Annotated in this window: 25 protein-coding genes; 13 read left to right on the forward strand and 12 right to left on the reverse strand. The window is 70.1% G+C overall.

Annotated features, from left to right (window positions below; all coding sequences use genetic code 11):
* Positions 1-86 precede the first annotated feature (86 nt).
* From QNO11_RS00645 to purD, 5 genes are all read right to left on the reverse strand, one after another.
* A complete protein-coding gene (locus QNO11_RS00645) occupies positions 87-1,328 on the reverse strand; it encodes an MFS transporter (protein WP_257508892.1) in 1,242 nt (413 codons plus the stop codon).
* Between the two features lie 35 nt (positions 1,329-1,363).
* Positions 1,364-1,816, reverse strand: a complete 453-nt coding sequence (locus tag QNO11_RS00650; protein WP_257508799.1) for a flavodoxin domain-containing protein — start codon at positions 1,814-1,816, stop codon at positions 1,364-1,366.
* A gap of 28 nt (positions 1,817-1,844) precedes the next feature.
* A complete protein-coding gene (gene lhgD, locus QNO11_RS00655) occupies positions 1,845-3,047 on the reverse strand; it encodes an L-2-hydroxyglutarate dehydrogenase (protein WP_257508800.1) in 1,203 nt (400 codons plus the stop codon).
* A complete protein-coding gene (locus tag QNO11_RS00660) occupies positions 3,047-4,492 on the reverse strand; it encodes an aldehyde dehydrogenase family protein (protein ID WP_257508801.1) in 1,446 nt (481 codons plus the stop codon). The genes lhgD and QNO11_RS00660 overlap by 1 nt, the downstream gene beginning before the upstream one ends.
* Before the next feature lie 144 nt (positions 4,493-4,636).
* Complete coding sequence (gene purD, locus QNO11_RS00665) at positions 4,637-5,908, reverse strand: phosphoribosylamine--glycine ligase (RefSeq protein WP_257508802.1); 1,272 nt, start codon at positions 5,906-5,908, stop codon at positions 4,637-4,639.
* A gap of 128 nt (positions 5,909-6,036) precedes the next feature.
* On the opposite strand from purD, the gene QNO11_RS00670 reads away from it, so the two are divergent.
* From QNO11_RS00670 to QNO11_RS00680, 3 genes are all read left to right on the forward strand, one after another.
* A complete protein-coding gene (locus tag QNO11_RS00670) occupies positions 6,037-6,393 on the forward strand; it encodes a sterol carrier family protein (protein ID WP_257508803.1) in 357 nt (118 codons plus the stop codon).
* A gap of 101 nt (positions 6,394-6,494) precedes the next feature.
* Positions 6,495-7,343: an HtaA domain-containing protein gene (locus QNO11_RS00675; protein ID WP_257508804.1), complete on the forward strand. Its 849-nt coding sequence runs from the start codon at positions 6,495-6,497 to the stop codon at positions 7,341-7,343.
* A 65-nt stretch (positions 7,344-7,408) separates the two neighbouring features.
* Positions 7,409-7,708: a potassium transporter Trk gene (locus tag QNO11_RS00680; RefSeq protein ID WP_257508805.1), complete on the forward strand. Its 300-nt coding sequence runs from the start codon at positions 7,409-7,411 to the stop codon at positions 7,706-7,708.
* Between the two features lies 1 nt (position 7,709).
* Here the strand turns inward: QNO11_RS00680 and QNO11_RS00685 are convergent, their stop codons facing one another.
* Positions 7,710-8,318: a zinc-binding alcohol dehydrogenase gene (locus QNO11_RS00685; RefSeq protein ID WP_257508806.1), complete on the reverse strand. Its 609-nt coding sequence runs from the start codon at positions 8,316-8,318 to the stop codon at positions 7,710-7,712.
* A gap of 94 nt (positions 8,319-8,412) precedes the next feature.
* On the opposite strand from QNO11_RS00685, the gene purM reads away from it, so the two are divergent.
* From purM to QNO11_RS00700, 3 genes are read left to right on the forward strand one after another with little or no spacing between them, the layout of a single operon-like run.
* The gene (gene purM / locus QNO11_RS00690; RefSeq protein ID WP_257508807.1) at positions 8,413-9,531 is read left to right on the forward strand and encodes a phosphoribosylformylglycinamidine cyclo-ligase; all 1,119 of its coding nucleotides are present in this window, start codon (positions 8,413-8,415) and stop codon (positions 9,529-9,531) included.
* Positions 9,532-9,537: 6 nt separating this feature from the next.
* Positions 9,538-10,998 (forward strand): amidophosphoribosyltransferase, encoded by a 1,461-nt coding sequence (gene purF / locus QNO11_RS00695; protein WP_257508808.1) that lies wholly within the window; start codon positions 9,538-9,540, stop codon positions 10,996-10,998.
* Positions 10,995-12,236 (forward strand): MFS transporter, encoded by a 1,242-nt coding sequence (locus tag QNO11_RS00700; protein ID WP_257508809.1) that lies wholly within the window; start codon positions 10,995-10,997, stop codon positions 12,234-12,236. Before purF ends, QNO11_RS00700 begins: the two co-directional genes overlap by 4 nt.
* A gap of 7 nt (positions 12,237-12,243) precedes the next feature.
* On the opposite strand, the gene QNO11_RS00705 is transcribed toward QNO11_RS00700, so the two are convergent.
* A complete protein-coding gene (locus QNO11_RS00705) occupies positions 12,244-12,423 on the reverse strand; it encodes a DUF3073 domain-containing protein (protein WP_257508810.1) in 180 nt (59 codons plus the stop codon).
* 141 nt (positions 12,424-12,564) lie between these two features.
* Here QNO11_RS00705 and QNO11_RS00710 point away from each other — a divergent pair, with 141 nt between their 5' ends.
* Positions 12,565-13,083, forward strand: a complete 519-nt coding sequence (locus QNO11_RS00710; protein ID WP_257508811.1) for a universal stress protein — start codon at positions 12,565-12,567, stop codon at positions 13,081-13,083.
* A gap of 1 nt (position 13,084) precedes the next feature.
* Here the strand turns inward: QNO11_RS00710 and QNO11_RS00715 are convergent, their stop codons facing one another.
* Both QNO11_RS00715 and QNO11_RS00720 read right to left on the reverse strand, forming a co-directional pair.
* On the reverse strand, positions 13,085-13,690 hold the full coding sequence (locus QNO11_RS00715) for a PadR family transcriptional regulator (protein ID WP_257508812.1): 606 nt from the start codon (positions 13,688-13,690) through the stop codon (positions 13,085-13,087).
* Positions 13,690-14,553 carry a DUF4097 family beta strand repeat-containing protein gene (locus tag QNO11_RS00720; RefSeq protein WP_257508813.1) on the reverse strand — a complete coding sequence of 288 codons (864 nt, stop codon included), beginning with the start codon at positions 14,551-14,553 and terminating at the stop codon, positions 13,690-13,692. The genes QNO11_RS00715 and QNO11_RS00720 overlap by 1 nt, the downstream gene beginning before the upstream one ends.
* A 147-nt stretch (positions 14,554-14,700) precedes the next feature.
* Between QNO11_RS00720 and QNO11_RS00725 the strand changes: the two genes are divergently transcribed.
* On the forward strand, positions 14,701-15,450 hold the full coding sequence (locus QNO11_RS00725; RefSeq protein WP_257508814.1) for a MerR family transcriptional regulator: 750 nt from the start codon (positions 14,701-14,703) through the stop codon (positions 15,448-15,450).
* Positions 15,451-15,513: 63 nt separating this feature from the next.
* On the opposite strand, the gene QNO11_RS00730 is transcribed toward QNO11_RS00725, so the two are convergent.
* Entirely contained in the window at positions 15,514-15,678 is a 165-nt protein-coding gene (locus QNO11_RS00730) for a hypothetical protein (RefSeq protein ID WP_257508815.1), read from the reverse strand.
* A 329-nt stretch (positions 15,679-16,007) separates the two neighbouring features.
* Between QNO11_RS00730 and QNO11_RS00735 the strand changes: the two genes are divergently transcribed.
* The 4 genes from QNO11_RS00735 to QNO11_RS00750 all read left to right on the forward strand — a co-directional run bounded on the left by QNO11_RS00735 (position 16,008) and on the right by QNO11_RS00750 (position 21,566).
* Positions 16,008-16,979 carry a DNA topoisomerase IB gene (locus QNO11_RS00735; protein ID WP_257508816.1) on the forward strand — a complete coding sequence of 324 codons (972 nt, stop codon included), beginning with the start codon at positions 16,008-16,010 and terminating at the stop codon, positions 16,977-16,979.
* A 9-nt stretch (positions 16,980-16,988) separates the two neighbouring features.
* Complete coding sequence (locus QNO11_RS00740; protein ID WP_257508817.1) at positions 16,989-17,396, forward strand: fluoride efflux transporter FluC; 408 nt, start codon at positions 16,989-16,991, stop codon at positions 17,394-17,396.
* Positions 17,393-17,767, forward strand: coding sequence for a fluoride efflux transporter FluC (locus QNO11_RS00745; RefSeq protein WP_257508818.1), 375 nt, complete (start codon positions 17,393-17,395; stop codon positions 17,765-17,767). The genes QNO11_RS00740 and QNO11_RS00745 overlap by 4 nt, the downstream gene beginning before the upstream one ends.
* 106 nt (positions 17,768-17,873) lie before the next feature.
* Positions 17,874-21,566 (forward strand): efflux RND transporter permease subunit, encoded by a 3,693-nt coding sequence (locus QNO11_RS00750; RefSeq protein WP_257508819.1) that lies wholly within the window; start codon positions 17,874-17,876, stop codon positions 21,564-21,566.
* Positions 21,567-21,568: 2 nt separating this feature from the next.
* On the opposite strand, the gene QNO11_RS00755 is transcribed toward QNO11_RS00750, so the two are convergent.
* Positions 21,569-22,489, reverse strand: coding sequence for an aldose 1-epimerase family protein (locus tag QNO11_RS00755; protein ID WP_257508820.1), 921 nt, complete (start codon positions 22,487-22,489; stop codon positions 21,569-21,571).
* Positions 22,490-22,724: 235 nt separating this feature from the next.
* Here QNO11_RS00755 and QNO11_RS00760 point away from each other — a divergent pair, with 235 nt between their 5' ends.
* Entirely contained in the window at positions 22,725-24,866 is a 2,142-nt protein-coding gene (locus QNO11_RS00760; RefSeq protein ID WP_257508821.1) for a DEAD/DEAH box helicase, read from the forward strand.
* A gap of 67 nt (positions 24,867-24,933) precedes the next feature.
* Here the strand turns inward: QNO11_RS00760 and QNO11_RS00765 are convergent, their stop codons facing one another.
* Positions 24,934-26,175: an amidohydrolase gene (locus QNO11_RS00765; protein WP_257508822.1), complete on the reverse strand. Its 1,242-nt coding sequence runs from the start codon at positions 26,173-26,175 to the stop codon at positions 24,934-24,936.
* Positions 26,176-26,196 lie beyond the last annotated feature (21 nt).

The following is a 26,196-nucleotide window of genomic DNA, read 5'->3' on the forward strand; positions in this document are numbered from 1 at the left end:
CGAGCCCGGGTTCGGTCGTCGCGAAGGGACGCTTCGGCACCGGGGAGGGGCACTTTGCGACGACCGAAGCGTCGCGAGCGCCGCAGTCACCGGGCGTGCGGCACGAACCGGGCGACGTAGCGGGTGAAGCCGACGGCGCCGAGCAGCCCGATCACCCCGATGACAGCGGATGCCGCCGGCAGCGACACCGCGGCGGTGACGCCGGCCAGCACGAGTGGTGTCGCGGCGGCACCGGCATCCGTCAGCGTCCGCCACGATCCGAGGAACGGCGCCGGATCGCCCGGTGGCGCGACGTCGGCGCCGAGGGTCATCAGGATGCCGCTGGAAAGGCCATTGCCCACGCCGACCACAGCGGCCACGGCGATGTACCAGCCGACCGCGTGCGGCAGATCGTGGGTGAGGGCCAGGCCCAGGAACGCCCCCGCCATGAGGATCATCGACGGCAGGCACGCCCAGAGCCGGCCCCACCGGTCCATGATCTGACCGCTGGTGTAGAACAGTGCGAACTCCAGCGCCCCGGTGATGCCGACGACCAGTGCGATCGTCCCGGCATCCAATTGCAGCGAGACTCCCCACAGCGGCAGCAGGTGCACACGCGCCTGCCGCATGGCCGACAGGGTCGCCGCCGGCAGGCCGAGACGGGCGAGCACGCCGCGGTGGTGCCACATCGTCGCGAACACCCCGTCCGGGGACGGCCGGGCGGCCGACGGCGCGGCATCAGGGTTGCGTGCCGCGCGCCGGGTCTGCATCGGCAGCATCCCTGCCGCCGCGAGATCCTCCTCGGGGTCGCGTGCCACGAGCACGAGCAGGATCAGTGCGGCCAGGCATCCGATGAAGAACCAGGCGGCGGCTGACTCGGTGCCGAAGATCGCCAGGAGCAGGGCCGCGGCGAACGGGCCGGCGAACATGCCCAGCCGGAACGATCCGCCCAGCACCGACAGCGCGCGGGCGCGATAGGACAGCGGGACGCGCGTGGTCATGAAGGCGTGGCGGGCCAGCCCGAATGCCGACGCGCACAGGCCGATGCCGAGCACCGACACCGCGAGCACCCCGACGCTGGGCGCGAGCAGCACGCCGATCCCGCCGGCGAGGGCGACGGAGCCGGCGATGGCCATCGTGCGGCGCTCGCCGATGCGGGCCACCGCCCAACCGGCCGGCAGGTTGCCCACCAGGCGGGCCACCACGATGACCGCGGCGATGAGCGCCGCCTGCGCCAGGTCGGCGCCGAGGGCGGCGGCCATGACCGGCAGCAGGGGGACGAGGGCGCCCTCCCCCAGGCCGAACAGGAACGTCGGCCCGTAGATCATCGGGGCGAACCGCAGCAGCATCTGCCGCGTGTCCGCGGACGTTCCGGTCGTGTCGCTCACGATGCTCGCCCGGCGAGCACCTCCCGCGCCCAGGCGACGCCGACGGCGACGTGATCCTGTCGCGAGATCTCGTCGTGTTCGCCGAACGGACCCACCCGCTGCGCGCCGAGCGAGGTGAGTAGGGCGTCGAATTGGCGCGCGCCCCGGTTGTACTTCTCCCGGTACGAGGTGTCGCCGAGCCCGAACACGGCGTACTGAACACCGGTCAGGTCGGGGGAGAGGTCGGCGAGATCGTCGTGCAGGAACTGCGCGAACCCCGGCAGCTCGCCGCCGCCGTGGGTGGCGCAGGCGATGAGGTACAGCGCGTCGGGCGCGAAGACGTCGGTGGTGGCATCGGCCATGTCGATCACGTCGATCTCGGTGCCTGGGCCTGCCAGGGCTGCGCTGACGCCGCGGGCGACGTCCTCGGCCCTGCCGGATTCCGTGCCGTACAGCGCGACGATTCTCATGATTTCGCCATCGTAGCCAGCCGCCGCGCTATGCCTTCGCGGCGGTGAGGTAGTGCGTCACGACGTAGTCGGCGATCGCGATGGAACTGGTCGCGGCGGGCGACGGCGCGTTGCGCAGCAGCGTCACGGGACCCACCTGGTCCACCGCGAAGTCGTCGAGCAGCTCGCCGGCGCGCCCCCACGCCTGGGCACGCACGCCGGCGGCGGTCTTGTGGGTCAGGTCGCTCATCTTCAGCTCGGGCACGAACCGGCGCGCCTTGCGGAACCACAGCGGCTTGATCAGCGAGCTGCTGATCTCATCCACCCCCATGCGCCAATGCTGCTTGGCCAACGGCCACGCGCCCGGCCACCGCAACGACTCCCAGGTGTCCTTGGCCGAGATCTGCAGCCAGTTGTACCCCTCCCGGGCGAGCGCCGGCACGGCGTTGGGACCGACGTGCACGTTGTCGTAGACGCCACGCGTGAAGTGCACGCCCAGAAAAGGAAAGCGCGGGTCGGGCACCGGGTAGATCATCCCGTTGACGAGGCCGGTGCGCTCGGCCGCGAGCTCCCAGTACTCGCCGCGGAACGGCAGGATCTTCGGCGACGCGTCGGCCCCCACCAGCTTCGCCACGACATCGGATTGCAGTCCGGCGCACACGATCAGCCGGTCGAAGACGTCCTCAGAGACCGGAGTCACCACGCGCACGGTGCCGTTCTCCCGATGGATGCCGGTCACCTCGTGCCCCAGCCGGATCTCGCCGCCCGCGGCCCGCACGTCCTGCGCCATCGCCTCGGTGATGCTGGCGTAGTCGACGGCTGCGGTGTGGGGCGAATGGACGGCGGCGACCCCCGCCACGTGCGGTTCGATCTCGTGCAGTCGCGCGGCATCGTCGATGCGCACCAGGTCGGGCACGCCGTTGGCGATCGCCCGTCGTTGGATCTCGGCCAGTGCCGGCAGCTCGGTCTCGTCGACGGCGACGACCAGTTTGCCGACCTCGCGGTAGGGCAGGCCCTTCTGTTCGCAGAACTCCCGGATCGACACCCGACCGGCGGCACACAGGGTGGCCTTGAGCGACCCAGGGGCGTAGTACAGGCCCGCGTGCACGACGCCGGAGTTGCGACCGGTCTGGTGCTGGGCCAGCCGCGGCTCCTTCTCCAGCACCGTGATCGATGCGCCGCGCTGGGCGAGCGTGCGCGCGAGGGCGACACCTACGATGCCGCCGCCGATGATCCCGATGCGTTCGGCCATCAGTGGCTCCTCACTGCCGCGGTCTTGATGCGGGTGTAGAACGATAGCGCGGCGGTGCCCTGCTCCTTGAAGGCGGAGCCCGACTCCTTGAACCCGCCGAAACCCTGGTGGATGTCCCAGCCGCTCGTGGGCTGGTTCACCGAGACCTGACCGGTGTCCACCTCTGCGATGAAGCGGTGCGCGGCGTCGAGGCTGCGGGTGAAGACCGCCGACGACAGGCCGTAGGCCGAGTCGTTGACGGCGGCGATGGCCGCGTCCAGACCGTCGACGGTGACCATGCTCAGCACCGGCCCGAAGACCTCCTCCCGCCACAGGCTGTTCTGCGGCTGGACCGCGACGAACAGCGGCTCGACGAACGCCCCCTGGGCGGCAAGACCGTCGGCCAGCGGTGCGCGAGCCACAACCGTGGCACCCTCGGCGAGTCCGGCGGCGACACGGTCCTGGATGTCCTGCTGCTGACCCCGGCTGACCACGGGGCCGACGTCCACCGGTGCGTCGCCTCTGCCTACGCGCAGCCGGGTCACCGCGGTCGCGACCCGTTCCCGCAGTTCGGAGGCGATCGACCGCTCGACGATCAGCCGACTGGTGGCGGTGCAGCGCTGCCCCGCCTGGCCGAACGCCGCTGCCACGACGACGGCTGCGGCCAGGTCGAGGTCGGCGTCGGCGAGCACGACGGCGGCGTTCTTGCCGCCCATCTCGGTCTGGACGCGCACCCCGGAGCCGGCGAGCTTGCGCTGCAGGCCGAGCCCGACGGAGGTCGAGCCGGTGAACGACACCGCGGCGAACCGGCTGTCGGTGGCCAGCACGTCACCGATCTGGGATCCGCGACCGGTGACGGTGCCCAGCACGCCGGCGGGAAGGCCGGCGCGGTCGAGGATCGCCGCCAACCGCAGCGTGACGATCGGGGTCTCGGTGGCCGGCTTGATCACGACGGCGTTCCCGCTGATGAGGGCGGGCGCCAGCTTGCGCGCGGGTGTGAGCAGCGGATCGTTCCACGGGGTGATCAGCAGGACGACACCGACCGGCTCGACGATCTGCATCGAGAAGGTGCCGGGGCGTGCGTCGGGGAGCAGCTCGCCGAAGGGTGCCCGGCCCATGCCGCCGTAGTACTCGAAGAACTCCGCGGCCTTGCCGACCTCACCGCGGGCTTCGGCGGTCGTCTTGCCCATCTCGGCGACGATCAGGTCGGTGAGGGCGTCGGCGTCGTCGCGGATGAGCGCGGCGGCGTTCAGCAGCACGCGGCCTCGCTCGATGTGTCCGGTGGCGCGCCACGTGCGCGCGCCGGCGACGGCGGCGGTGAGCACCGCGTCGACGTCGGCGGGCCCCATGGCCGGGACATGACCGACGACGGAGTCGTCGGCGGGATTGCGTACCTCGATCGGATCGCCGGCGGCGTCGGTGGTGAACCGGCCGGCGACGAGATTGGCCTCGACGGTGATGCTCACGAAGATCCTTCCCGGGGTGCGCGGGTGCGCACCGTCAGACAGTTCATGCCTGTCCGACCAGCTTCGTGCCCCGCCCCGGTGGGCGGCAATGCGGGCGGCCGACCGATCGCGCAAGCGTTGCTTGCGGGAACCGTCAGCGCCCGGTCAGTCCTCGGCGACGCGCAGCCCGATGTCGGTGCGGTGGTGCGACCCCTCCAGGTGGATGCGGGCCAGCGCGTCATACGCGCGCTCGCGCGCCTGGAAGAACGTGTTGCCCAGGGCCACGACGTTGAGCACGCGGCCGCCGGTGGCGACGAGTTCGCCGTCGCGCCAGGCGGTGGCGGCGTGCGCGAGGTGCACACCCTCGACGGATGCCGCATCCTCCAGACCCGTGATGACCCGCCCGGTCACGGGATCGGCGGGGTAGCCCTCGCTGGCGAGCACCACGGTGACGGCGGCGGCCTCGGCGAACGCCGGCGCGGGTTCGGCCTCGAGGTTTCCGGATGCGGCGGCCATCAGCAGCGAGGACAGCGGCGTCGCGAGGCGGGCGAGGACGACCTGCGTCTCGGGGTCGCCGAAGCGCGCGTTGAACTCGATGACCTTCACGCCCTGCTCGGTGAGGATGAGCCCGGCGTACAGCAGACCGATGAAGGGCGTGCCCTCCGCGTCGAGCTGGCGGATCACGGGCTCGGCGACGTCGCGGGTGACCTCGGCCACGAACTCGTCCTCGCCGCCGAACGCGCCGGCGAGCCAAGGGAGCGGCGAGTAGGCGCCCATGCCGCCGGTGTTGGGTCCGGCGTCCTCGTCGTGGGCCCGTTTGTAGTCCTGTGCGGGCGAGAGCGCGACGACCCGGTCGCCGTCGGAGACGAAGAACAGCGACACCTCCGGGCCGGAGAGGAACTCCTCCACGAGCACCGGTCCGCCGGCGAGGTAGGTCTCGGCGTGCGCGAGCGCGGCGGCGCGGTCGTCGGTGACGATCACGCCCTTGCCGGCGGCCAGGCCGTCGGCCTTGACGACGTGCGGCGAACCGAGCTCGTCCAGCGCCGCCTCCACCTCGGCGACCGTGCGGGCACGCACGGCACGACCGGTCGGCACGCCGGCGGCATCCATGATGCGCTTGGCGAACGTCTTCGAGCCCTCCAGCTGTGCGGCGGCCTTGCCGGGGCCGAACGCGGGGATGCCCCGCTCCCGCAGGGCGTCGGCGACGCCGGCCACCAGCGGCGCCTCGGGGCCGATGATGACGAGGTCGATCGCGTTCTGGTTGGCGAAGTTCGTCACCGCCACCGGGTCGGCGGGGTCGAGCGCGACGAGCGTGGCATCGCCGCCGATGCCGGCGTTGCCGGGCGCCGCGAACAGCTCGTGTCCGGCCTCTTCGGCGCGCAGCGCCAGGATGATGGCGTGCTCGCGCGCGCCCGAACCGAGGACCAGGATCTTCACCCGGCCAGCCTACCCAGCAGCGTTCGCGGGCGGGCAGGGCGCATGACTCAGGAAGGATGCCGGGTTCGGCGCCTCCCGCGGCCACGCCCCGGGTTTTTACCTGAGTTATGCGCCGGTAGCGTGGCGGGATGGCGCGCAAGATCACCACCGAAGCGGGGCGGGCAGCCCTCGCGGCCGTCGCCGCGACGGACACGCCGGCGAGGACCGACCGCGCGACGGCGGTGCGGTACCTGCTGCAGCTGCTGGCCGAGAAGGCGCCGGGAAACACCGTCGAGGTGCGCGTGCCGCCCTTCGGCGCCGTGCAGGTGCTCGAAGGTCCCCGGCACACTCGCGGCACGCCGCCCAACGTCGTCGAGACCGACCCTGCCACCTGGATCGCCCTGGCGACCGGGGCCGAACATTGGACGGATGCCGTGTCGGCCGGCCGCATCCACGCGTCGGGCACCCGGGCGGATCTGTCCGCCCTGCTGCCGCTGCGCCCCTGAGATCGCGCGGGTCATCGCGCCCGCTAGCCTGGGCACGAGGTCAGGGTGTTCCTGACCTCGACGCGCCGCAGCGCGCACCCCCCGACCCGCTGGAGCAGCCCGTGCGTCCGAACACCAAGATCCGATCCGCGCTCCTCCCGGCGGCCATCGCCCTGGTGGTGGCGCCGCTGCTTCTCCCCGCCGCGGCCACCGCCGCGACGCCCTCGCTGCCCGCCGACGCCTGCACGGTGACCGAAGCCGATGCCGCGTGGGGCATCCACGAGTCGCTCCGCGCCGCCGGTGTGATGCCGGACGGCGCGTGGGAGCTCAGCGGCGGCGTCGCGTACGAGGAGTCGGAGTTCCGCTTCACCGGCGGCACCGGCAGTTACGACCCGGCCACCGCGACCGGAAGCGTCTCGTTCCCCGGCAGCATCCGCTTCACCGGTCTCGGCGGCCGGTTCGACGCCCAGCTCTCGGCGCCGACTGTCGTGTTCACCGGACCCGATGCCGCCGAGCTGCGCGCCGACATCTCGGGCACCTCGGTGGCGGGCGCGCTCGCCGGAGACACCACCGTTTCCTCGGTGGAGCAGGTGCCGCTGGTGTCGATCGATCTCACCGAGCACGCCACCGTTGTCCAGTCGGACCACGCGGTGCGGGTGACGGCGGTGTACGCACCCACCGCGCTCATCGCCGCCGGGTTCGAATCGTTCGGCGACGACACGGTCGGCGCGCCCTTCGACCCGATCTCACTGACGGTGGAAGCCGCCTGCCCGACCGAGCCGAGCCCCGAGCCGACGCCGGTGCCGATGATGACGACGATGGTGGATGCCGGTGACCAGTCGGGCACGCCATCGTCGTCTGAGTCCTCGTGGCTGCCGTGGGGACTGGGTGCGCTCGCCGCGTTGGTTCTGTCAGCGGTCGCCTCGATCATCGTGCTGCGCCGCCGGCCTCGTGCGGACGGCCCGGAGTGACCCGCCGCGCCGCGGACTGAGCGCGACGCCGCCCGCGGCGAACGCTGCGGTGAGACAATGGACACATGACCGAGTCCGCGCGTGTGCGCCGCAGCCCGAAGTTCGCGGTGTTCCTCGGGCTCGGTGCGGTGCTCGGCATCCTGGCCGCGCTGATCCTCACCTTCGCCTTCGGCGGCAGCGCCGAGGAGAGCCCCAACACCGGGATGGTCTACTCGCAGACGCAGGTGTTCGGATTCGTCGCCCTCATCTGCGTGCCGGTGGGCATCGCCGTCGGCGGCGTCGTCGCGGTCATCCTCGACAGGGCGCTGGCGCGGCGGGGGCACGATGTGCAGATCGAGCACGAGCGCATCCGCACTCAGGACTGATTCACGCCAACTCCGCGATGATCGGGTTGATCGCCGCATCGAACGCGACGACATCCCCTCGTAGCCCGTCGGTCACCGCGATCGTGAGAGATCCGATCCACCACACCCCGCGCTGCGCCAGCGGCAGCACCTGCACGTTCAGCTCGAACGAATGCGCGCGCCTGCCGACCCGGCGCTCGTGTTCGGCGATCGCCCCGGCGTAGGCGCGATACGACACCCGGGCACCGGCCGCGGCGTCGGCCCCATAGCGTTCGTGCGCCCGCTGCGCGTAGGCGACGCACTCCTGCGCGTGCGGCATCATCGCGTCACGCAGTTCCTCGAAGCCCGCGGTGGGCAGGGCCGCGAGGCTGCCGAACCCCGCCACCAGATCCAGCGGCACCGGCGACGGATGTGCCTGCGGCTCGACGGTCATGGCCCAGAAGCTGCGCCACTGCCGCTCGAGAGCCGCCTGCTGGTCTTCGGTGCGCTGAGTGGATGCCGCAGGCAACCCCCGCAGCGTCGGAAGCTCCTCGGGTGAGCGGATGCCGAGCAGCTGGCGCACGCCGAGGGCGGCGAGGACCGCCTGACTCGCGTCCTCGCGGACCACCCACTCCGGAGTCCCCCCGACCATGCGGCCATTGTAGGCGGGCACCCGGTCTCGGGGGCAGTGCCTCGGGAAGCTGCGAGTCGTCCGCGCTGTCCCCGCGCGCAGGTAGTGTGTACGCGTGGCCTCTCCCTCCCACAATCCTTATGCCGCCGCAGGTGTCGACACCGCCGCGGGTGACCTCGCCGTCGAGCTCATGAAGACGGCCGTCAGGCGAACGCACGGACCGGAAGTGCAAGGCGGGGTCGGCGGCTTCGCGGGCCTGTTCGACGCCACCGCGCTGACCGGGTTCACCAAGCCGCTCCTGGCCACCAGCACCGACGGCGTCGGCACCAAGGTCGCCATCGCGCAGGCGATCGACAAGCACGACACGATCGGCATCGACCTGGTCGGCATGGTCGTCGACGACATCGTCGTGGTCGGCGCCAAACCGCTGTTCATGACCGACTACATCGCGTGCGGCAAGGTCTTCCCCGAGCGCATCGCCGACATCGTCAAGGGCATCGCGCTGGGGTGCGCCGAGACGGGCACCGCCCTCATCGGCGGCGAGACGGCCGAGCACCCCGGACTTCTCGGCATCCACGACTACGACGTCGCGGGCGCGGCGACCGGTGTCGTCGAAGCCGATCGGGTGCTGGGCGCGGACCGCGTGCAGGGCGGCGACATCGTGCTGGCGCTGGCCTCCAGCGGACTGCACTCCAACGGCTTCTCGCTCGTGCGGCACATCGTCGCCGGTGCGGGCATCGGCTACGGCGACAACGCCGCCGACTTCGGCGCCACCTGGGGTGAGGTGCTCCTCGAGCCCACCCGCCTGTACACCGCCCCCCTGCTGCAGGTGGCATCCGACCTCAACGCCGACCTGCGTGCCTTGAGCCACGTCACCGGCGGCGGCATCGCCGCCAACCTCGCCCGTGTCCTGCCGGTGGGCAGTTGGGTGGACCTGGACCGTTCCACCTGGAGCCCGCCGCCGGTCTTCCGCGTGCTCGCCGACCTCGGCGACCTGGACCTGACCGACACCGAGGGCACCTGGAATCTCGGCATCGGGTTCCTGGCGGTCGTCTCGGCAGAGCGGGCGGATGCCGCGGCAGCCGCCCTGACCGCCGCCGGCATCCCGACGTGGCAGGTCGGCGTCGTACACGACACAACGCGCCCGGAGGGCGACTACGAACAGGGCGCCAAGGGCGTCGAGGGTGGCGCGGTGCGCCTGGTCGGCTCGTATCGCGAGCAGGGAGCGAACTAACCCCGCATGTGTGGAATCGTCGGCGTCGTCGGTCACGCCCCGGCCAATCAAGAGGTTTACGACGCGCTGCTGCTGCTGCAGCACCGGGGTCAGGACTCCACCGGCATCGCCACGGCGGAGGCCAGTGGCGTGGTGCACATGAACAAGCAGCGGGGGATGGTGCGGGAGGCCTTCCGCACCCGCGACATGCGCACCCTGCTCGGCACCATCGGCCTCGGCCACGTGCGGTACGCCACCAAGGGCACCGCGTCCAGCGAAGAAGAGGCGCAACCGTTCTACGTCAACGCGCCCTACGGCATCGTGCTGGTACACAACGGCAACCTCACCAACACGCGGGAGCTCAGCGAAGAGCTCTTCCGCACCGACCGGCGGCACCTGAACACCAGCTCCGACACCGAGCTGCTGGTCAACGTGCTCGCCAACGAACTGCAGCAGACCATCCGTGGCGACCGGTTGAGCCCCGGAGACGTGTTCACCGCCGTCGGGCGCGTCCACCGCCGGGTCGAGGGGTCGTACGCCACGATTGCGCTGATCGCCGGGTACGGCCTGCTGGCGTTCCGTGACCCGTTCGGCATCCGTCCCCTCATCCTCGGCACCCGCCGCGCCGCCGACGGCCGGGACGAGTGGATCGTCTCGAGCGAATCGCTCGTGCTGGAAAACGCCGACTACGAAGTGGTGCGCGATGTGCTGCCCGGCGAGGCGGTGTTCATCGACATGGACGGCAACCTGCACTCCCGCCAGTGCGCCGAGAAGACCACGCTCGCGCCCTGCTCGTTCGAGTACGTCTACCTCGCCCGCCCCGACTCGATCATGAACGGCATCGCGGTGTACGAATCCCGCTTGCGCATGGGGGAGCGGCTGGCCGACACGATCGCCAAGCACACGCCCCCCGGATCGATCGACGTGGTCATGCCGATCCCCGACTCCTCGCGCCCGTCGGCGATGCAGGTGGCGCGCAAGCTCGGGCTGGAGTACCGCGAAGGCTTCTACAAGAACCGGTATGTCGGACGCACGTTCATCATGCCCGGGCAAGCGGTGCGCAAGAAGAGCGTGCGGCAGAAGCTCAACGCGATGTCGAGTGAGTTCAAGGGCAAGAACGTGCTGCTCATCGACGACTCGATCGTGCGGGGGACCACCTCCCGGGAGATCATCCAGATGGCCCGCGACGCCGGCGCGAAGTCGGTCACGTTCGCCTCGGCGGCGCCGCCGGTGCGCTACCCGCACGTGTACGGCATCAACATGCCCTCCCGCCAGGAGCTCGTCGCCCACGGCCGCACGATCCCGGAGATCGCCGCGGAGCTGGGCTGTGACCGGCTCGTCTACCAGGAGGTCGAGGATCTGAAGGCGGCGATCCTCGAGGGATCCGACCTGGACGACCTCGATATGAGCTGCTTCGACGGCCGGTACGTCACCGGCACCGTCTCGGACGAGTACCTGGCCTGGGTCGAGGGCACCCAGGAATCTTGAGCCGGCCTGCAGCGGCCGGTTCCGCATCGCACCCCTCCCGACAGGGCGGGGTGCTGGCGCTGGTCGGCATCGTGCTGTTCGCCTTCTCGCTCCGCAGCGCGGTGGCATCGCTGTCGCCCTTGGTGGGGCTGATCTCGGAGGACTTCGCGCTTCCGGCGAGCGTGCTGGGCCTCATCGGCACGGCGCCGCCGGTGTGCTTCGCGGTGTTCGGGCTGCTGGCGCCGCAGTTCGAGAAGCGGTTCGGCGTGGAGAAGGTGACCGTCGCCGCGATCACGGTGGTCGCCGCCGGACTCGTCGCCCGCGGCTTCGCCGTCGATTCGCTGAGTCTGCTCGCCGCCACCGCGCTGATCTTCGCCGGTGTCGGCGTCGGCAACATCCTGCTGCCGCCGCTGGTGAAGAAGTACTTCCCGCGACGGGTCGGACTGCTCACCACCGTCTACACGACCACGATGGCCGTGGCCACCTTCACGCCGCCGCTGATCGCCGTACCGGTTGCCGGCATCGCCGGCTGGCGCCTGTCCCTGGGCGCGTGGGCTGTCTTCGCGGCGCTGGCGACCCTGCCGTGGCTCCTCATGCTCTGGCGGGCGCGCGCAGATGTGCCGGAAGAGATCGAATCGGCCACGCCGCGGCTGTTCGCCCGGCTATGGCGACTGCCGCTGGCCTGGGCGCTCGCGGTGGCATTCGGAGTGTCGTCGACTCTTGCCTACACGTCGTTCGGCTGGCTGCCCACGATCCTGGTGGACATCGCCGGCGTCACCCCCGAGACCGCCGGAGCGCTGCTGTCGCTGTTCGCGCTGATGGGACTGCCGGCTTCGCTGCTCGTGCCCCTCCTGGTCGCGCGGCTGCGTGCCGAGAAGGTGCTGTTCGCCGTCGCGGTGGTCGCCGGGCTGGCGGGGTTGGCGGGCCTCATCTTCGCGCCGCAGGCTGCTCCCACGCTGTGGGTTGCGCTGCTGGGTACGGCGCCGCTGCTGTTTCCCATGATCCTGGTGATGCTGGGGTTGCGCACCCGCACGCATGAGACCGCGCTCGCACTCAGCGGCTTCGTCCAGAGCATCGGTTATGCGATCACAGCGGTGTTCCCGCTCGCGATCGGTCTGCTGCATGATGCGACCGATGGCTGGACGCTTCCGCTGTGGGTGCTGGTCGGCGTCGTCGCCGCAGCGGTCCCCGCGGGGTATGTGATCACCCGCGCCCGCAGCGTCGAAGAGGACTGGGAGCGCCGGTACGGCACGTGGTGAAAGGCGCTTAGGCCTTCTCGTCCTCGAGCTCGTCGGAGTACTCGTCGGCCCACTTGTCGACGTACTGGTTCTCGTCGTCAGGATGACTCAACTCGCGTTCCAGCGCGGCGTAGTTCACGCTCGGGCTGAACGACTTGAGTTCCCTGGCGATCTTGGTGTGCTTCGCCTTCTGACGGCCACGCCCCATGCGAGACCCCCTCATTTTTTCTGAGTCGCGGGCTAAGCGACTGAGCCCGACGTAATCACGATCCGGCAGAACACCGGGAAGAGTAGAATTCAGGATATCACGGAGCCCCGGGCCCGGCCCGAGGGGGAGGGGCATGCCGCTATGTCTGACGAGTCCGCCGAAGCAACGCCCCAGCATGCAGTGCTGGTGGGTGCTGTCCCCGGCCAGCCGCCGCGCGTCTTGAAGGAAGCGGCACGCTACGCCAAGCTGCTGGGTTCCCCGCTTGTGGTGGTGCACGTCGATGTTACGCGATTTGTGACCTACGAGGATCCCGATGGCTACGTGCACTCGGCACCGCTGGATCTGAACATCGCCAACGGCGAGGCAGACCTGGCCGACGTGACCGATGCCGCCACCGCGGCGCTGGACGGATCGGGCGTGCAGTGGCACATGCGTCAGCTGGTCGGGGACCCGGCCCTGGCGATCAAGCAGCTGGCTGAGCAGACCGACGCGCGGCTGATCGTGGTGGGCACCCGTCGGCGCGGGATCGGCGAGTCGATCCGCGAGTTCTTCACCGGCTCGGTCGCCGCGCGCCTCGCGCACCGGCAGCACCGGCCGATCCTCGTCGTGCCGCTGGACGAGCCGGCGGGCGACGACGAGGATCTCTGGCCGGAGCAGTAGGTCAGTCCCGCAGTGCTCGGATGACCTCGCGGGCGGCGTCCTCCAGCGTCGCGATGAGGTCGTTGACGATCGCGGGGGAAATCGTCCCACCCCGCGCAACGTGGGTGCGCAGGTCGCCACGCACCTGTGCGCGGAACTCGGTCAGCGCCGTGTCCGCTCGGTGCAGCTGTTCGCGGCTGAGCGTGCGGGCGTCGTCGGCGACCGGCTGCGACGCCGTGCTGCGCTCGGTCTGAGCGGCCGCGGCGAGGTCGGCCTGCAGACTCCGCATCGCCTCACGCACGCTGCCGCGGACCTCGTCGGCGATCAGGCGCACGCTGTCGGTGAGACCGGCTTCGATACCCTCCAGATCCCCGGATCGGGAGGCTACTTCGGCCCGCCCTGCTTCAGTGATCTGGTAGACGGTCTTACGGCCGTCGACCGACTTCGTGACGAGTCCCTCCTCCTCCAACTTGGCAAGTCGCGGGTACACCGTGCCAGCACTGGGCGTGTAGGTGCCGCCGGTGCGGTCGGACAGGGCCTGGATGAGGTCGTAGCCGTGACGCGGCGACTCGTCGAGCAGGCTCAGCAGGTACAGACGCAGGTCGCCGTGCGAGAACACCGGGGTCATCACCACTCCTCCGGCTCGGGGATCGCGGCCGGGGAATCGGACGCGACGGCATCCGTTCGACGCAGCACCGTCACGTCGCCCGACACGGTGTGGGCGCGCACGTCGGCGAACGAGCCGCTCAGCTCGCCGACCGATCCGGCGTAGTTGACGCCCACGCCGCCGCCGCCCGAGCGGGTGATGCCGTCGATGAGGACATTGCCGCTGACGCTGCGGACGGCGTAGTTGGTCGGGCGGTTCGGGTCCAGGCGCAGCGTCGCGTTGCCGGCGACGGTGTTGATGTTGACGGCCTCGGTGGGGCCGGCGGAGTCGATCAGCATGGCACCGGAGACGGTGTCGACCGTGGCTCTGCGCAGCGATCCGGATGCCGCGACGTCGCCGGAGACGCTGTTGGCGGTCAGCGCGCCCTGCAGCCCTCGCACCTGCGTATCGCCGGAGACGGCGTTGATCGAGACGTCGCCGACGAGCCCGTCGACGAGGATGTCGCCGGACACGGTGTTGAGCTTGGCGTTGGTCTGCAGGCCCGCCACGAGCGCGCTGGCGCTGACGACGCCGAGGGTGAGGCCCAGGCGACGGGGGACGGCGACACTGATCTCGGCCTTCGGGCCGCCGGCCCCGAAGTTGCGGAACACTTCGAGGAAGTTGTCCCACCGCAGCTGTGCGTGGTCGATTTCGAGGAGGTCGCCGGACACCTCGATGCGCAGGTCTTTGACGGTGACGCCGTGGACTTCGACGCGCACCCCCGGTTCGTCGTGCGCGACGACATCGATCTGTCCGCCGACGAGGCCGACTTTGAGTGTGCGGACTCCTTCGATGTCGATGACGCGGGTTTCTCCCGGGTGGATGATCCACTTCTCGAGGGTCATGTCTGCTCCTGAGTTTTGAAGTCACGATATATCGTGTTTGCGGTCACAGTAACACGATATATCGCGATGTCAACGGGTGGACTGAAATCGGGGCTTGACCTTGACGTTGCGTCAACCTCTACGGTCGTAGGCGAGGAGGGGGAGCCCATGGAATGGTCCATCCAGCAGGTCGCGCGGCTTGCGGGCACCACGAGTCGCACGCTTCGTCACTACGACGACATCGGGCTGCTTGCGCCGACGAGCACCGGTCGCAACGGCTACCGCCACTACGACCAGCAAGCCCTGGTGAAACTGCAGCGCATTCTGCTGCTGCGCGAGCTGGGGCTGGGCCTGGTGCAGATCGGCGAGGTGCTCGCCCGCGAAACGTCGCAAGAAGACGCTCTCGCCGCCCACCTGGCGTGGCTGCGCCAGGAGCAGGACCGACTGACGCGACAGATCACGTCAGTCGAATCAACCATCGAGGCACTGGAAGGAGGTGAACAACTCATGGCACAAGACATGTTCGACGGCTTCGACCACACGCAGTACAAGGACGAGGTCACCGAGCGCTGGGGCGCGTCGGCGTACGCACAGAGTGATCGCTGGTGGCGCGGCCTGAGCACGGCGGACCAGGACGACTGGAAACAGCGTTCAATGCGATTGGCAACAGACTGGACGGATGCCGCCGCGCGCGGCGTCGCACCGGAGTCCGACGAGGCCCAGGCGCTGGCCGCGCGTCACGTCGACTGGCTGAGCGATGTCCCCGGTGCGCCCACGGCCGGCAACCTCAAGGGATACGTGACCGGCCTCGGCGAGATGTACGTCACCGATCCGCGTTTTAGTGCGAATTACGGCGGTGCATCGGGTGCGGAGTTGGTCCGCGACGCGCTGCGCATCTATGCCGAGCACGCGCTGTAACCGCCCGCACAACGAAAACGAGGGCCCGGCGCGATGCGCCGGGCCCTCGTCCTCTGGGGACGCTTAGACGCGCTTGTTGCCGCTGATGACGCGGAAGAGGAAAGCGATCAGCGCGATCACACCGACGATCAGTGCGACCCACAGCAGCCAGCTCAGCGCTTCGGTGAGTCCACCAACGATGGCAAGAACGATGGCGACGACGATGATGATCAAGAGTGCAATGTTCATGGGGGCTCCTTGTTTTTACTCCCACCACCCGCGGGGAGAGGGGTGAGGCGCGAGTCAGCGCTCGACGAATACATTATCCATCCTGAGAGTGCTCTACCGAGGTCTTGACGGGCGATCCTCGGCGGTGCTAGAACGTGCGCGCGATGGTTGTCAAGCCCCTGCGGCGATCGATCCGAAGCCCTAACGTCGTGGCATCCGCTGACGAGGAGACGCCATGCCGCAGGGCCGAGGATCGAACAGCCTGAAGGACCCCGGGCTCTACGAAGAGCTGCGTGGTTGCTCTGCCAAGCGCAAGGCGGAGCTCATCCCGATGCTCCGCACCCACTGACGTGGCGCGGCTTCGGCGCGTGCGACCTGCGGCGGATGCCGGCATCCGCCGCGTCCGATCCGGGTCGGGGTTCCGCTATCTCGACGATCGAGGCAAAGCCGTCGGCGACGAGGACCGCGAACGGATCCGGGCGCTGGTCATCCCGCCGGCCTGGCGGGACGTGTGGATCAGCGCCGCACCCAACGGGCACATCCAGGCCATCGGCGTCGACGACGCCGACCGCACGCAGTACCTGTACCACCCTGATTGGGCCCCCAAGCGGGACAAGGGGAAGTACGCCCGAGCCCTGCAGCTGGCCGAGGCGCTGCCGCGTGCCCGGGGGCGGGTGACGGCCGCGCTGCGGCAGGAGGGCCTGGATCGCGAGCGGGTGCTCGCGGCGGCGTTCCGGCTGCTGGATCAGGCGGCGGTGCGCATCGGCTCGGAACGGCATCTCGCTCGCACCGGCAACCGGGGCCTGACGACGTTGCAGCGCCGGCACGCGACGGTCGTGGCACCGGTCGTCTCGCTGGGCTTTCCGGGCAAGAGCGGCAAACGCCAGCTGATCGAGCTGGAAGACGCTGATCTTGCCGCCGTGATGAGCCTGCTCTCGGCGGGCAGACCCGGCTCGCCGCTGTTGTCGTGGGAGAAGGGCCGACGGCGGGTGCCGCTGGCGCCGCACGAGGTGAACGCGTACGTCCGCGTGCTCACCGGCGGGGACTTCACGGCGAAGGACTTCCGCACCCTTCGTGGCACGATCATCGCCGCCGACGCGCTGGCGCGCATCGGCACTGTCGACACCAAACGCGACCGAAAGCGGGCGGAGGTGATCGCGGTGCAGCGCGCCGCGGATGCCCTCGGCAACACCCCGTCCGTCGCGCGTGGCTCCTACGTCGACCCCCGCGTGTTCAACCGCTATAAGAAGGGCCGATTGCTGGACACCTCCGTCTCACCGGAATCGGCGATCCGCGCACTGATTCTGCCGCAGCTTCCCTAGCCTGAGCGCGTGGCGCGGTTCTCATGGGTGACGCTCGTGGTGGTCATCTTCGGCGGTGCGCTCGGCGTCGCCGTGCGCGCGGTGCTCGTGGTGCCGTGGGGTCCGGGGGTGCACCCCCTCGTCTTGCCCGCCATCACGATGCTGGTCAACGTCGCCGGGTCCTTCCTGCTGGGCCTCATCGCGGGCAGGCTCGGCCCGCGGCGGCCGCGGCTGCGTGCCTTCCTCGGCACCGGCGTGCTGGGCGGGTTCACCACCTACAGCGCGTTCGCGGTGCAGACAGTGCAGGTCTTCGGCGCGGCGCCGGTGACCGGGCTGCTGCTGGCAGCGGTCGCGGTGCTCGGCGGAGTGGCCGCTGCGGCATGGGGGCTCGTGATCGGGCGGCGGAAGGCGACCGTTCCCGAGGAGGTCGGCGGATGAACCACTGGGAGATGCTCACGCTCGTCGGCGCCGGCGGGGTCGGCGCGGGCGCCCGCTACGTGGTGGATGCCGTCGTGATGCGCGGGCGCACCGACGTGTTCCCGCTCGGCGTCCTCATCGTCAACGTCAGCGGCTCCGCTCTGCTGGGATTCCTCGTCGGTCTGGGCGCCGTCGTCGCCCCTGCGTGGGTGGCGATCCTGGCGGTGGGCCTGCTCGGCGGCTTCACCACCTTCAGCACGGTCAGCGTCGATTCGGCGCTGCTGGCACAGCGGGGCCGGCGCGACTGGGCCGTGGTCAATCTCGCAGCGACCCTGGGGCTGGCCGTCCTGGCCGCCGCGATCGGGATGGTCATCGGGGGCCTCGTTCCCTGAGAATCGGCGCAGACGCCCCGTGGGATAATGCGACTGGATACATCCGCGTATCCAGTCGCGCTCGCGGCATCCGACCTCCCGCATCCCATGCTCGCAAAGGCAGCCCGTGTCGAACCTCGCCGTCCTGAGCCTCAAGAACCGCGCTCTCATCGCCCTCGTGACGATCGTCGCCGCCGTTTTCGGCGGTCTCGCTCTGACCAACCTCAAGCAGGAACTGATCCCCTCGATCGAGTTCCCCGCGCTGTCGGTCGTCGCCACCTACCCCGGCGCCTCGCCGGATGTCGTCGCCAACGACGTGTCGACGCCGATCGAGACCGCCATCCAGGGCGTGCCGGGTCTGGAATCGACCAGCGCGACGAGCACGACGAATGCCTCGATCATCCAGGCGTCGTTCGCGTACGGCACCGACCTGGCCACGGCCGAGCAGAAGATCTCGCAAGCGATCAACCGCATCAAGGGGCAGCTGCCGGAGTCGGTCGACCCGCAGGTGTTCAGCTTGTCGATCGATGACCTCCCGGTCATCCAGCTCGCCGTCACCGGCTACGACGACGAAGCCGCGGTGCAGGATCTGCTGGAATCCACCGTGATTCCGGACCTCGAGGATGTCGAAGGCGTCAACGCCGCCGAGGTGATCGGCGGCGCCGGACAGCGCATCACGATCACTCCCGACCAGGCGGCGCTGGCCGCAGCGGGCTTCTCGCAGCAGGCCATCAGTGACGCGCTCGAGCAGAACGGCGTGCTGTTCCCCGGCGGCGGCATCACCGAGGACGGGCAGACCCTCACGGTGCAGACCGGCGCGAAGATCGCCTCGATCGAGGAGATCGGGCAGCTCCCGCTGGTGCCCACCGAGGCTGCCCAGTTCGCCGCCGAACCCGTCACGATCGCCGATGTCGCCACCGTGGCAGAGGAGAAGGACCCGCAGACGTCGATCTCCCGGGTCGACGGTGAACCGGCGCTGACCATCGCGGTCACCAAGCTCCCGGCGGCCAACACGGTCGACGTGTCCACCGGCGTTCTCGCGGCTCTGCCGGACCTGGAGAAGGCGCTGGAGGGCGAGGCCGAGTTCACGGTCGTCTTCGACCAGGCGCCCTACATCCAGCAGTCGATCGAGGCGCTCGCGCAGGAGGGCCTGCTGGGCCTGGTCTTCGCGGTGCTGGTCATCCTGGTGTTCCTGCTGTCAGTGCGCTCGACACTGGTCACCGCCATCTCGATCCCCACCAGCGTGCTGATCACGTTCGTCGGCATCCAGGCGTTCGGTTACTCGCTGAACATCCTGACCCTCGGCGCCTTGACGATCGCGATCGGGCGGGTCGTCGACGACTCGATCGTCGTGATCGAGAACATCAAGCGCCATTACGTCGGCACCGCCGACAAGACGCGCTCCATCCTGCTTGCGGTGCGTGAGGTGGCCGCGGCCATCACGGCATCCACCATCACGACCGTCGCGGTGTTCCTGCCCATCGCCTTCGTCGGCGACATGACCGGAGAGCTGTTCCGCCCCTTCGCGCTGACCGTGACGATCGCGATGACCGCGTCGCTGTTCGTGTCGCTGACGATCGTGCCGGTGCTGGCCTACTGGTTCCTGCGCCCCGGCAAGCCGCTGCTGGACGCCGACGGCAACCAGATCGACCCCGAGCACCCTGACGCACCGCCGTCGCGTCTGCAGAAGATGTACCTGCCGATCCTGCGGTGGACCCTCAAGCACTCGTGGGTGACGCTGCTGCTGGCCGTGCTGGTGCTGGCGGGCACCGCGGCTGCTGCGCCGTTCATGAAGACGAACTTCCTCGGCGACACCGGTCAGAACACCTTCACGATGACGCAGGACCTGGGTCCGGCGGCATCGCTGGAGGCCAAGGACGCCGCCGCGCAGACCGTCGAGGACGAGCTGCTGGAGGTCCCCGGCGTCGAAACGGTGCAGGTGTCGATCGGCTCCAGTGGTTCGGCCCTGGCCGACGCCTTCTCGGGCGGCTCCAGCGGTGCGACGTTCTCCGTCACGACCGACCCCGACGCCGACCAGCTGGTCGTGCGTGAAGAGGTGCTCGACGTCGTGGCCGGACTCGAGGACGTCGGCACGGTGGCCGTCTCGGCCACCGGCGGCTTCGGATCCAGCGACATCGAGATCGACGTCACCGCCCCCGACCAGCAGACGCTGCAGGAGGCGACGGATGCCGTCGTGACGGCGATCGACGGCAAGGACGGCGTCGAGCAGGTCACCACGAACCTGTCGGACTCGCTGCCCTACATCGCCGTCGTGGTCGACCGCGCCGCCGCCGCGGCCCTCGGCCTGTCGGAGGTCGCCGTCGGCGCACTGGTATCGGGCACCATGCAGCCGCAGCAGCTGGGCACCGTCGAAATCGACGGCACCGCGCTGACGGTCTACCTCGCCGCCTCCCAGACCCCGGCCACCCTCGAGGAGCTGCGCGACCTGCAGGTCCCCTCGGCCACCGGCCCCATCCCGCTGTCTCAGATCGCGACGGTGGAACAGAGTCAGGGCCCGACGTCGATCACGACCGAAGGCGGCCAGCGCACCGCGACGGTGAGCGTCACGCCCTCCGGTGATGACCTCACCACCGCCTCGACCGTGGTCAACGAGGCCCTCGCCGACGCCGATCTGCCCGCTTCGGCCGATGCGACCCTCGGTGGCGTGGTCTCGCAGCAGCAGGACGCGTTCACGCAGCTGGGCCTGGCGATGCTCGCCGCGATCCTCATCGTCTACATCGTCATGGTGGCGACCTTCAAGTCGTTGCGTCAGCCGCTGTTGCTGCTGGTCTCGGTGCCGTTCGCGGCGACCGGGGCGATCCTGCTGCAGATCGCCACCGGCGTGCCGCTCGGAGTGGCATCCCTCATCGGTGTGCTCATGCTCATCGGCATCGTGGTGACCAACGCGATCGTGCTGGTGGACCTGGTCAACCAGTACCGCGTGAAGGGGCTCTCCGCCCGTGACGCCACGATCGCCGGCGGGGCACGCCGCCTCCGGCCGATCCTCATGACGGCGCTGGCGACCATCTTCGCCCTCACCCCGATGGCGCTGGGCATCACCGGCCACGGCGGGTTCATCTCGCAGCCGCTGGCCATCGTCGTGATCGGCGGGCTCATCTCGTCGACCTTCCTGACGCTGCTCGTGCTGCCGACGCTGTACAACCTCGTGGAGGGTGCGCGCGAGCGTCGCGCGGCCCGTCGTGGTGAGCCGGCCCTCGCCGGCGCCGTCGCCGACGGGGCTACCGATGGCGGCGGCGCGACTGCGCCGCTGACGCGTCGGGACCGCCGGGTGCAGAGCGCCACCATCACCCTCCCGGTCGTCATCCCCGACGCGCCCCGCCCGACCCCGGCCGCTGCCGGTGGCGGTCAGGATGCCGGTGACGCCCCGGCGACCGTGACGGAGGTGGCTGCTGTCGCTCCGGGCGCCGATGTGGAGGTGGCGGACGCGCAGGTTGCGGACGCTACGACCGCGGACGCGCCGACCGCGGACGCGGCCGTGGACGCCACGACCGCGGATGCGGCCGTAGAGCCCGGGGGTAACCGCCTGTCGGCGCTGTCGCAGGCGGTGCAGCCGGCTCGCGTCGGCGAGGACGTGCCGTGGTCGCAGCCGCAGTCCGCCGAGCCCGAGGCCGAGCCCGCGGACGACGAGGCTTCCGCTACGGTCGTGGACACTGCGCCCGATCCGGAGCCCGCGGCCGAGGACGTGCCCGACGTGGACGCCGGCGACGAGCCCGTCGTCGGGTCCGCCGACCACGCGGAGCCGGACGCCGACCAGGAGCTCGACGCCGAACCCGCGCGCGACGAGGACGACCGCAGCTGAGCTCAGGGGGTGCGGTAGGTCGCACCCCACTGCAGCTGCCACTGCTCACCCGGTGCCAGCCATCGCAGCCCCTCGCCGGAGTTGAACGCATCGGCGGGGGCTGTCATGGGCTCGATCGCGATCGCGATCGGCTGGTCCGGGTAGCGGTCGGTGATGAACAGCTGCAGGTAGTCGAATCCGGTGCCGGCCCAGACGTCGAGCACCCGCCCGTCGGGCGCCGTGAGCAGCGTGTGCACGCAGTCCTCGTCGTCGCGGGCGATCGAGCCGTACCCGGTGTTCAGATCCAGGTCGCCCAGCAGCCGGGGTGAGCGCAGGTCGGTGGCGTCGTCGACGGGGACCTCGGCCACCGGAAGCAGCCGGTCGTCGAGTTCGAAGCGCGTCGCGGCATCCAGTTGCACCGACAGCTGCGCCGTCGGGACGTCGCCGATGCAGAAGTACGGATGTGCGCCCAGCGCGACGGGCGCAGGGTCCTCGCCGAGGTTGATGAGACGGTGCGTGACGGTGAGGGAGATGTCGGTGACGGCATACGTCACCTCGGTGGCGATGTAGAACGGGTATCCGGTCTGCGGGTACACATCGGCTCCGAGGGTGATGGCGTCCTCGGTGTACTCCACCGGCTGGTAGCCGGTGTAGCGCAGCAGGCCGTGTGAGGCGCTGCCGGTCTTCGGCTCGCTGAGCGCGAGCTGGTGGGTCACGCCGTGCTGCGTCCACCGGCCGTCGCGCACGCGGTTGGGCCACGGGACGAGCACCACGCCGGATGCCGCGGGGGTGGGGGTGTGGTCGGGATAGCGGGGCACGAGGTCCACTCCGCCCACCTGGAACGCCCGCAACGCGCCGCCGACCTGGGCGATCTCGGCGACGGTCTCACCGCTGTGCACGGTGAACCTGCGGCCGGTCGGATCGTACGGCGTGTGACTGCTCATAGGGCAATGGTAGGACCACGGGCAATTTCCCAGCCGGAACCCGGTAGGCTCTATCAGTCGGCTCTGGACACCACGCGTGGTGCGTGGATGGGTTTGTGAGTCCAAGGGGCCGATGGTGGGCGTCGATCGACGCGCATGACCATCATCGATAATGGCCCCGGCCGACGAATGTCCGGGTATGCCCGCGCGTAGCGGGCGCTGTTCTCGTGTGTTGAGAACCCAGAAGGACATATCCATGCCTAAAAGCAAAAAGCCCGCCGGCGGTCGCCCCGCGAAGAACTTCGAACCGCGTTACGGTGCGAAGACGAGCTACCAGGACCGCAAGCGTCAGCCCGGCGATGCCTCGACCGGCACCACCGGATCGAAGAGCCCCAGCCACCGCGGCTACCGACCCGACACCGCTGCCACCGGCGAGGCGCCCAAGCGCCGCTGGACCGCGCAGGAGAAGGTGGGCCGCGAAGAGGCCCGCACCATCCGCACGCACTCGCAGGGTGACGACCGTCCCCGTCGTTCGTTCGACGACCGTCCGGCCCGCCCGGTCGGTGACCGCCCCCAGCGTGACGACCGCGGCTTCCGCGGTGATCGCGTCGCCCGTGATGAGCGTCGCCCCACCGGTGACGGCCGCCCGTCGTACCGTCCGGAGCGTTCGTCCGACGACCGTCCGGCCCGTGCATACAGCGACCGTCCGCAGCGTGACGACCGTCCGGCCCGTTCGTACAGCGACCGTCCGCAGCGCGATGACCGTCCGGCCCGTTCGTTCAGCGACCGTCCGCAGCGCGATGACCGTCCGGCCCGTTCGTTCAGCGACCGTCCCGCCCGCGATGACCGTCCCACTCGCTCGTTCAGCGACCGTCCGGCTCGCACCTTCGACGAGCGTCCCCGTCGCGACGCCGGCGACCGCCCGCAGCGCGACGACCGCCCGGCCCGTTCGTACAGTGACCGCCCGCAGCGCGATGACCGTCCGGTCCGCTCGTTCAGCGACCGCCCGGCTCGCTCGTTCGACGACCGTCCTCGTCGCGACTCGGGTGACCGTCCGGCACGCTCCTTCGACGACCGGCCCCGTCGCGACTCGAACGACCGCCCGGCACGCCCGGACTGGAACGCCGAGACCAAGAGCAAGGCGCACCAGGACAACGTCGACGTCGTGCACGAGCGTCTGCAGGCCGAAGCGGTTCAGGCCGGCGAGGTCGCAGATGTGACGTTCTCGAGCCTCGGGCTCGGCGACAACATCGTCCGCGTGCTGGCCGATCTCGGGGCACCGACCCCGTTCCCGATCCAGGCCGCGACGATCACCCCGATCCTCGAGGGCAAGGATGTGCTGGCGCGCGGTCGTACCGGCTCCGGCAAGACCATCGCCTTCGGCGCTCCGCTGGTGGAGTCGCTGCTGCGTTCGCAGGCCGGCAAGCGCCGTGAATTCGGTCGCCTCCCCAAGGCGCTCGTGCTGGCCCCGACCCGCGAGCTCGCGCTGCAGATCGACCGCACGATCCAGCCGATCGCCCGCAGCGTCGGCATCTTCACCACGCAGATCTACGGCGGTGTGCCGCAGGCACGCCAGGTCGGCGCGCTGAAGAAGGGCGTGGACATCATCATCGGCACGCCGGGTCGCATCGAAGACCTCGTGGCGCAGGGCAAGCTCAACCTCTCCGAGGTGCAGATCGTCGTTCTCGACGAGGCCGACCACATGTCCGAGCTCGGGTTCCTCGAGCCCATGCAGCGGATCCTGCGTCTGGTCGCAGATGGCGCGCAGAAGCTGATGTTCTCCGCCACGCTCGACCGCGAGGTCGCAGCCCTTGTCGACGAGTTCCTCGTCGAGCCGGCCGTCTACGAGGTCGCCGGTGAAGACCAGGACTCCAGCACGATCAACCACCGCATCCTGGTGATCGATCACCGCGACAAGGCCGAGATCCTCAACTCGCTGGTCGACCGCGCGGGCAAGACGCTCGTCTTCGCCCGGACCCGGGCGTACGCCGAAATGCTCGCCGAGCAGTTCGACGACCTCGGCATCTCGGCGGTCGCGCTGCACGGTGACCTGAACCAGGCCAAGCGCACGCGCAACCTGCAGCGCCTGACCGACGGTCGGGTCAACGTCCTGGTGGCCACCGATGTCGCCGCCCGCGGCATCCACGTCGACGACATCGACCTGGTCATCCAGGCCGACGCCCCCGACGAGTACAAGACGTACCTGCACCGCTCCGGTCGTACCGGTCGCGCGGGCCGCGTCGGCACCGTCGTCACTCTCATCCCGCGTCAGCGCCGTCGGCGTATGACCGAGATGCTCGAGCGCGCCGAGATCGACGCCCCGTTCGACGAGGTGCGTGTCGGCGACGACATCCTCGAAGAGCTGGCCGGCCGCCAGCTCGCCGAGGTGGACGCGTAAGCAGCCCCACCCCGATGCGCCGATCGCCTGCCCAGGCGGTCGGCGCATCGTCGTTTTCAGGCCGGTGTCACGACGGCAGCCAGGTGCGCGTCGCGGTGACCAACGCGGTGACACCCATCGTGAGCGTGGGCTCGATCACCGGCGCGTAGTGCGGCGAGTGGTTGGACGGGACCTTCAGCAGTGCCGGATCCGTCATGTCGCCCGTCGTGAACAGCGAGGGGTCGGCACCGCCGAGCAGCCAGTACGACAGCGGCACACCGGCGGCCGTGGCGAGGATGCCGACGTCTTCGCTGCCCGCTCCCGCCCCCGGGTCCATCACCTTGTCCGCGCCGAGCCAGCTGGCGAACGCGTCGAGCGTCTTCGCCAGCGCCGCCGCGTCGTTCACCACGACGGGGAACCGCTCGATCTCGGTGATGGTGGGCTCCTGCGGCGCGCCGGCGGTGGTGGCCTCGCCGCGGACGATGCGGTCGACGCTGGCGAGGATGTGATCGCGCACCGTCTCGGTGTAGCTGCGGATGTTCAGTTGCAGCTCGGCTTCGTTGGGAATGACGTTCGCTGCATCCCCGGAGTGCACCGAGCCGACCGTGAGCACGGCGGTGGCGGTGCTGGGGATTTCGCGGGAGATGATCGTCTGCAGGCGCAGGATGGTCTCCGCGGCCATGACGACAGGATCGATCGACGCCTCGGGCATGGAGCCGTGCGCGCCGCGGCCCACCAGGCGCACGCGCAGCGAGTCCGAGCCGGCGTACGACGCCCCGGGGTGGCCGGCGATCTTGCCGGCCGGCAGGGGGGCGACGTGCTGGCCGAGCACCACGTCGGGCTTGGGGAACTTCTCGTACAGACCGTCGTCGACGAGCGTCTGCGCGCCGGCACCGAGTTCCTCGGCAGGCTGGAACACGATCATGAGTGTGCCCGACCAGCTCCCCTTGTCATCGGAGAGCACTTTGGCGGCGCCGAGCATGCAGGTCACATGCATGTCGTGCCCGCACATGTGGCCAACTGGCACGACCTTGCCGCTCGCGTCGGTCGCCGTCACCGTGCTGGCATACGGCAGTCCGGTGTCCTCCTTGATGGGAAGGGCGTCCATGTCGGCGCGCAGCAGCGCCGTCGGACCGTCGCCGTTTCGCAGCAGACCCACCACGCCGGTCTTGCCGACGCCGGTCGTCACCTCGAACCCCAGCTCCCCCAGACGCTTCGCGGCGATGCCGGAGGTGCGGTGTTCCTGGAATCCCAGTTCCGGGTGGCTGTGCAGGTCCCGGTACAGATCTGCCAGGGCGGGGTCTACGGTGACGTTCTCGTGCGCTTCCATCGGGGATGCTCCCTTCGTCGC

This window comes from Microbacterium sp. zg-B96 (assembly GCF_030246865.1).
Lineage (GTDB): Bacteria > Actinomycetota > Actinomycetes > Actinomycetales > Microbacteriaceae > Microbacterium.

Coding starts and splice junctions, on each gene's coding strand:
- purF (WP_257508808.1), top strand. CDS start 9,538: ATGTGTGGAATCGTCGGCGTCGTCGGTCACGCCCCGGCCAATCAAGAG.
- QNO11_RS00720 (WP_257508813.1), bottom strand. CDS start 14,553: ATGACCCTCGAGAAGTGGATCATCCACCCGGGAGAAACCCGCGTCATC.
- QNO11_RS00685 (WP_257508806.1), bottom strand. CDS start 8,318: ATGGTCGGGGGGACTCCGGAGTGGGTGGTCCGCGAGGACGCGAGTCAG.
- QNO11_RS00765 (WP_257508822.1), bottom strand. CDS start 26,175: ATGGAAGCGCACGAGAACGTCACCGTAGACCCCGCCCTGGCAGATCTG.
- QNO11_RS00745 (WP_257508818.1), top strand. CDS start 17,393: ATGAACCACTGGGAGATGCTCACGCTCGTCGGCGCCGGCGGGGTCGGC.
- QNO11_RS00645 (WP_257508892.1), bottom strand. CDS start 1,328: ATGCTGCTGCGGTTCGCCCCGATGATCTACGGGCCGACGTTCCTGTTC.
- QNO11_RS00650 (WP_257508799.1), bottom strand. CDS start 1,816: ATGAGAATCGTCGCGCTGTACGGCACGGAATCCGGCAGGGCCGAGGAC.
- QNO11_RS00760 (WP_257508821.1), top strand. CDS start 22,725: ATGCCTAAAAGCAAAAAGCCCGCCGGCGGTCGCCCCGCGAAGAACTTC.
- lhgD (WP_257508800.1), bottom strand. CDS start 3,047: ATGGCCGAACGCATCGGGATCATCGGCGGCGGCATCGTAGGTGTCGCC.
- QNO11_RS00705 (WP_257508810.1), bottom strand. CDS start 12,423: ATGGGGCGTGGCCGTCAGAAGGCGAAGCACACCAAGATCGCCAGGGAA.
- QNO11_RS00715 (WP_257508812.1), bottom strand. CDS start 13,690: ATGACCCCGGTGTTCTCGCACGGCGACCTGCGTCTGTACCTGCTGAGC.
- QNO11_RS00730 (WP_257508815.1), bottom strand. CDS start 15,678: ATGAACATTGCACTCTTGATCATCATCGTCGTCGCCATCGTTCTTGCC.
- QNO11_RS00755 (WP_257508820.1), bottom strand. CDS start 22,489: ATGAGCAGTCACACGCCGTACGATCCGACCGGCCGCAGGTTCACCGTG.
- QNO11_RS00680 (WP_257508805.1), top strand. CDS start 7,409: ATGACCGAGTCCGCGCGTGTGCGCCGCAGCCCGAAGTTCGCGGTGTTC.
- QNO11_RS00710 (WP_257508811.1), top strand. CDS start 12,565: ATGTCTGACGAGTCCGCCGAAGCAACGCCCCAGCATGCAGTGCTGGTG.
- QNO11_RS00725 (WP_257508814.1), top strand. CDS start 14,701: ATGGAATGGTCCATCCAGCAGGTCGCGCGGCTTGCGGGCACCACGAGT.
- QNO11_RS00670 (WP_257508803.1), top strand. CDS start 6,037: ATGGCGCGCAAGATCACCACCGAAGCGGGGCGGGCAGCCCTCGCGGCC.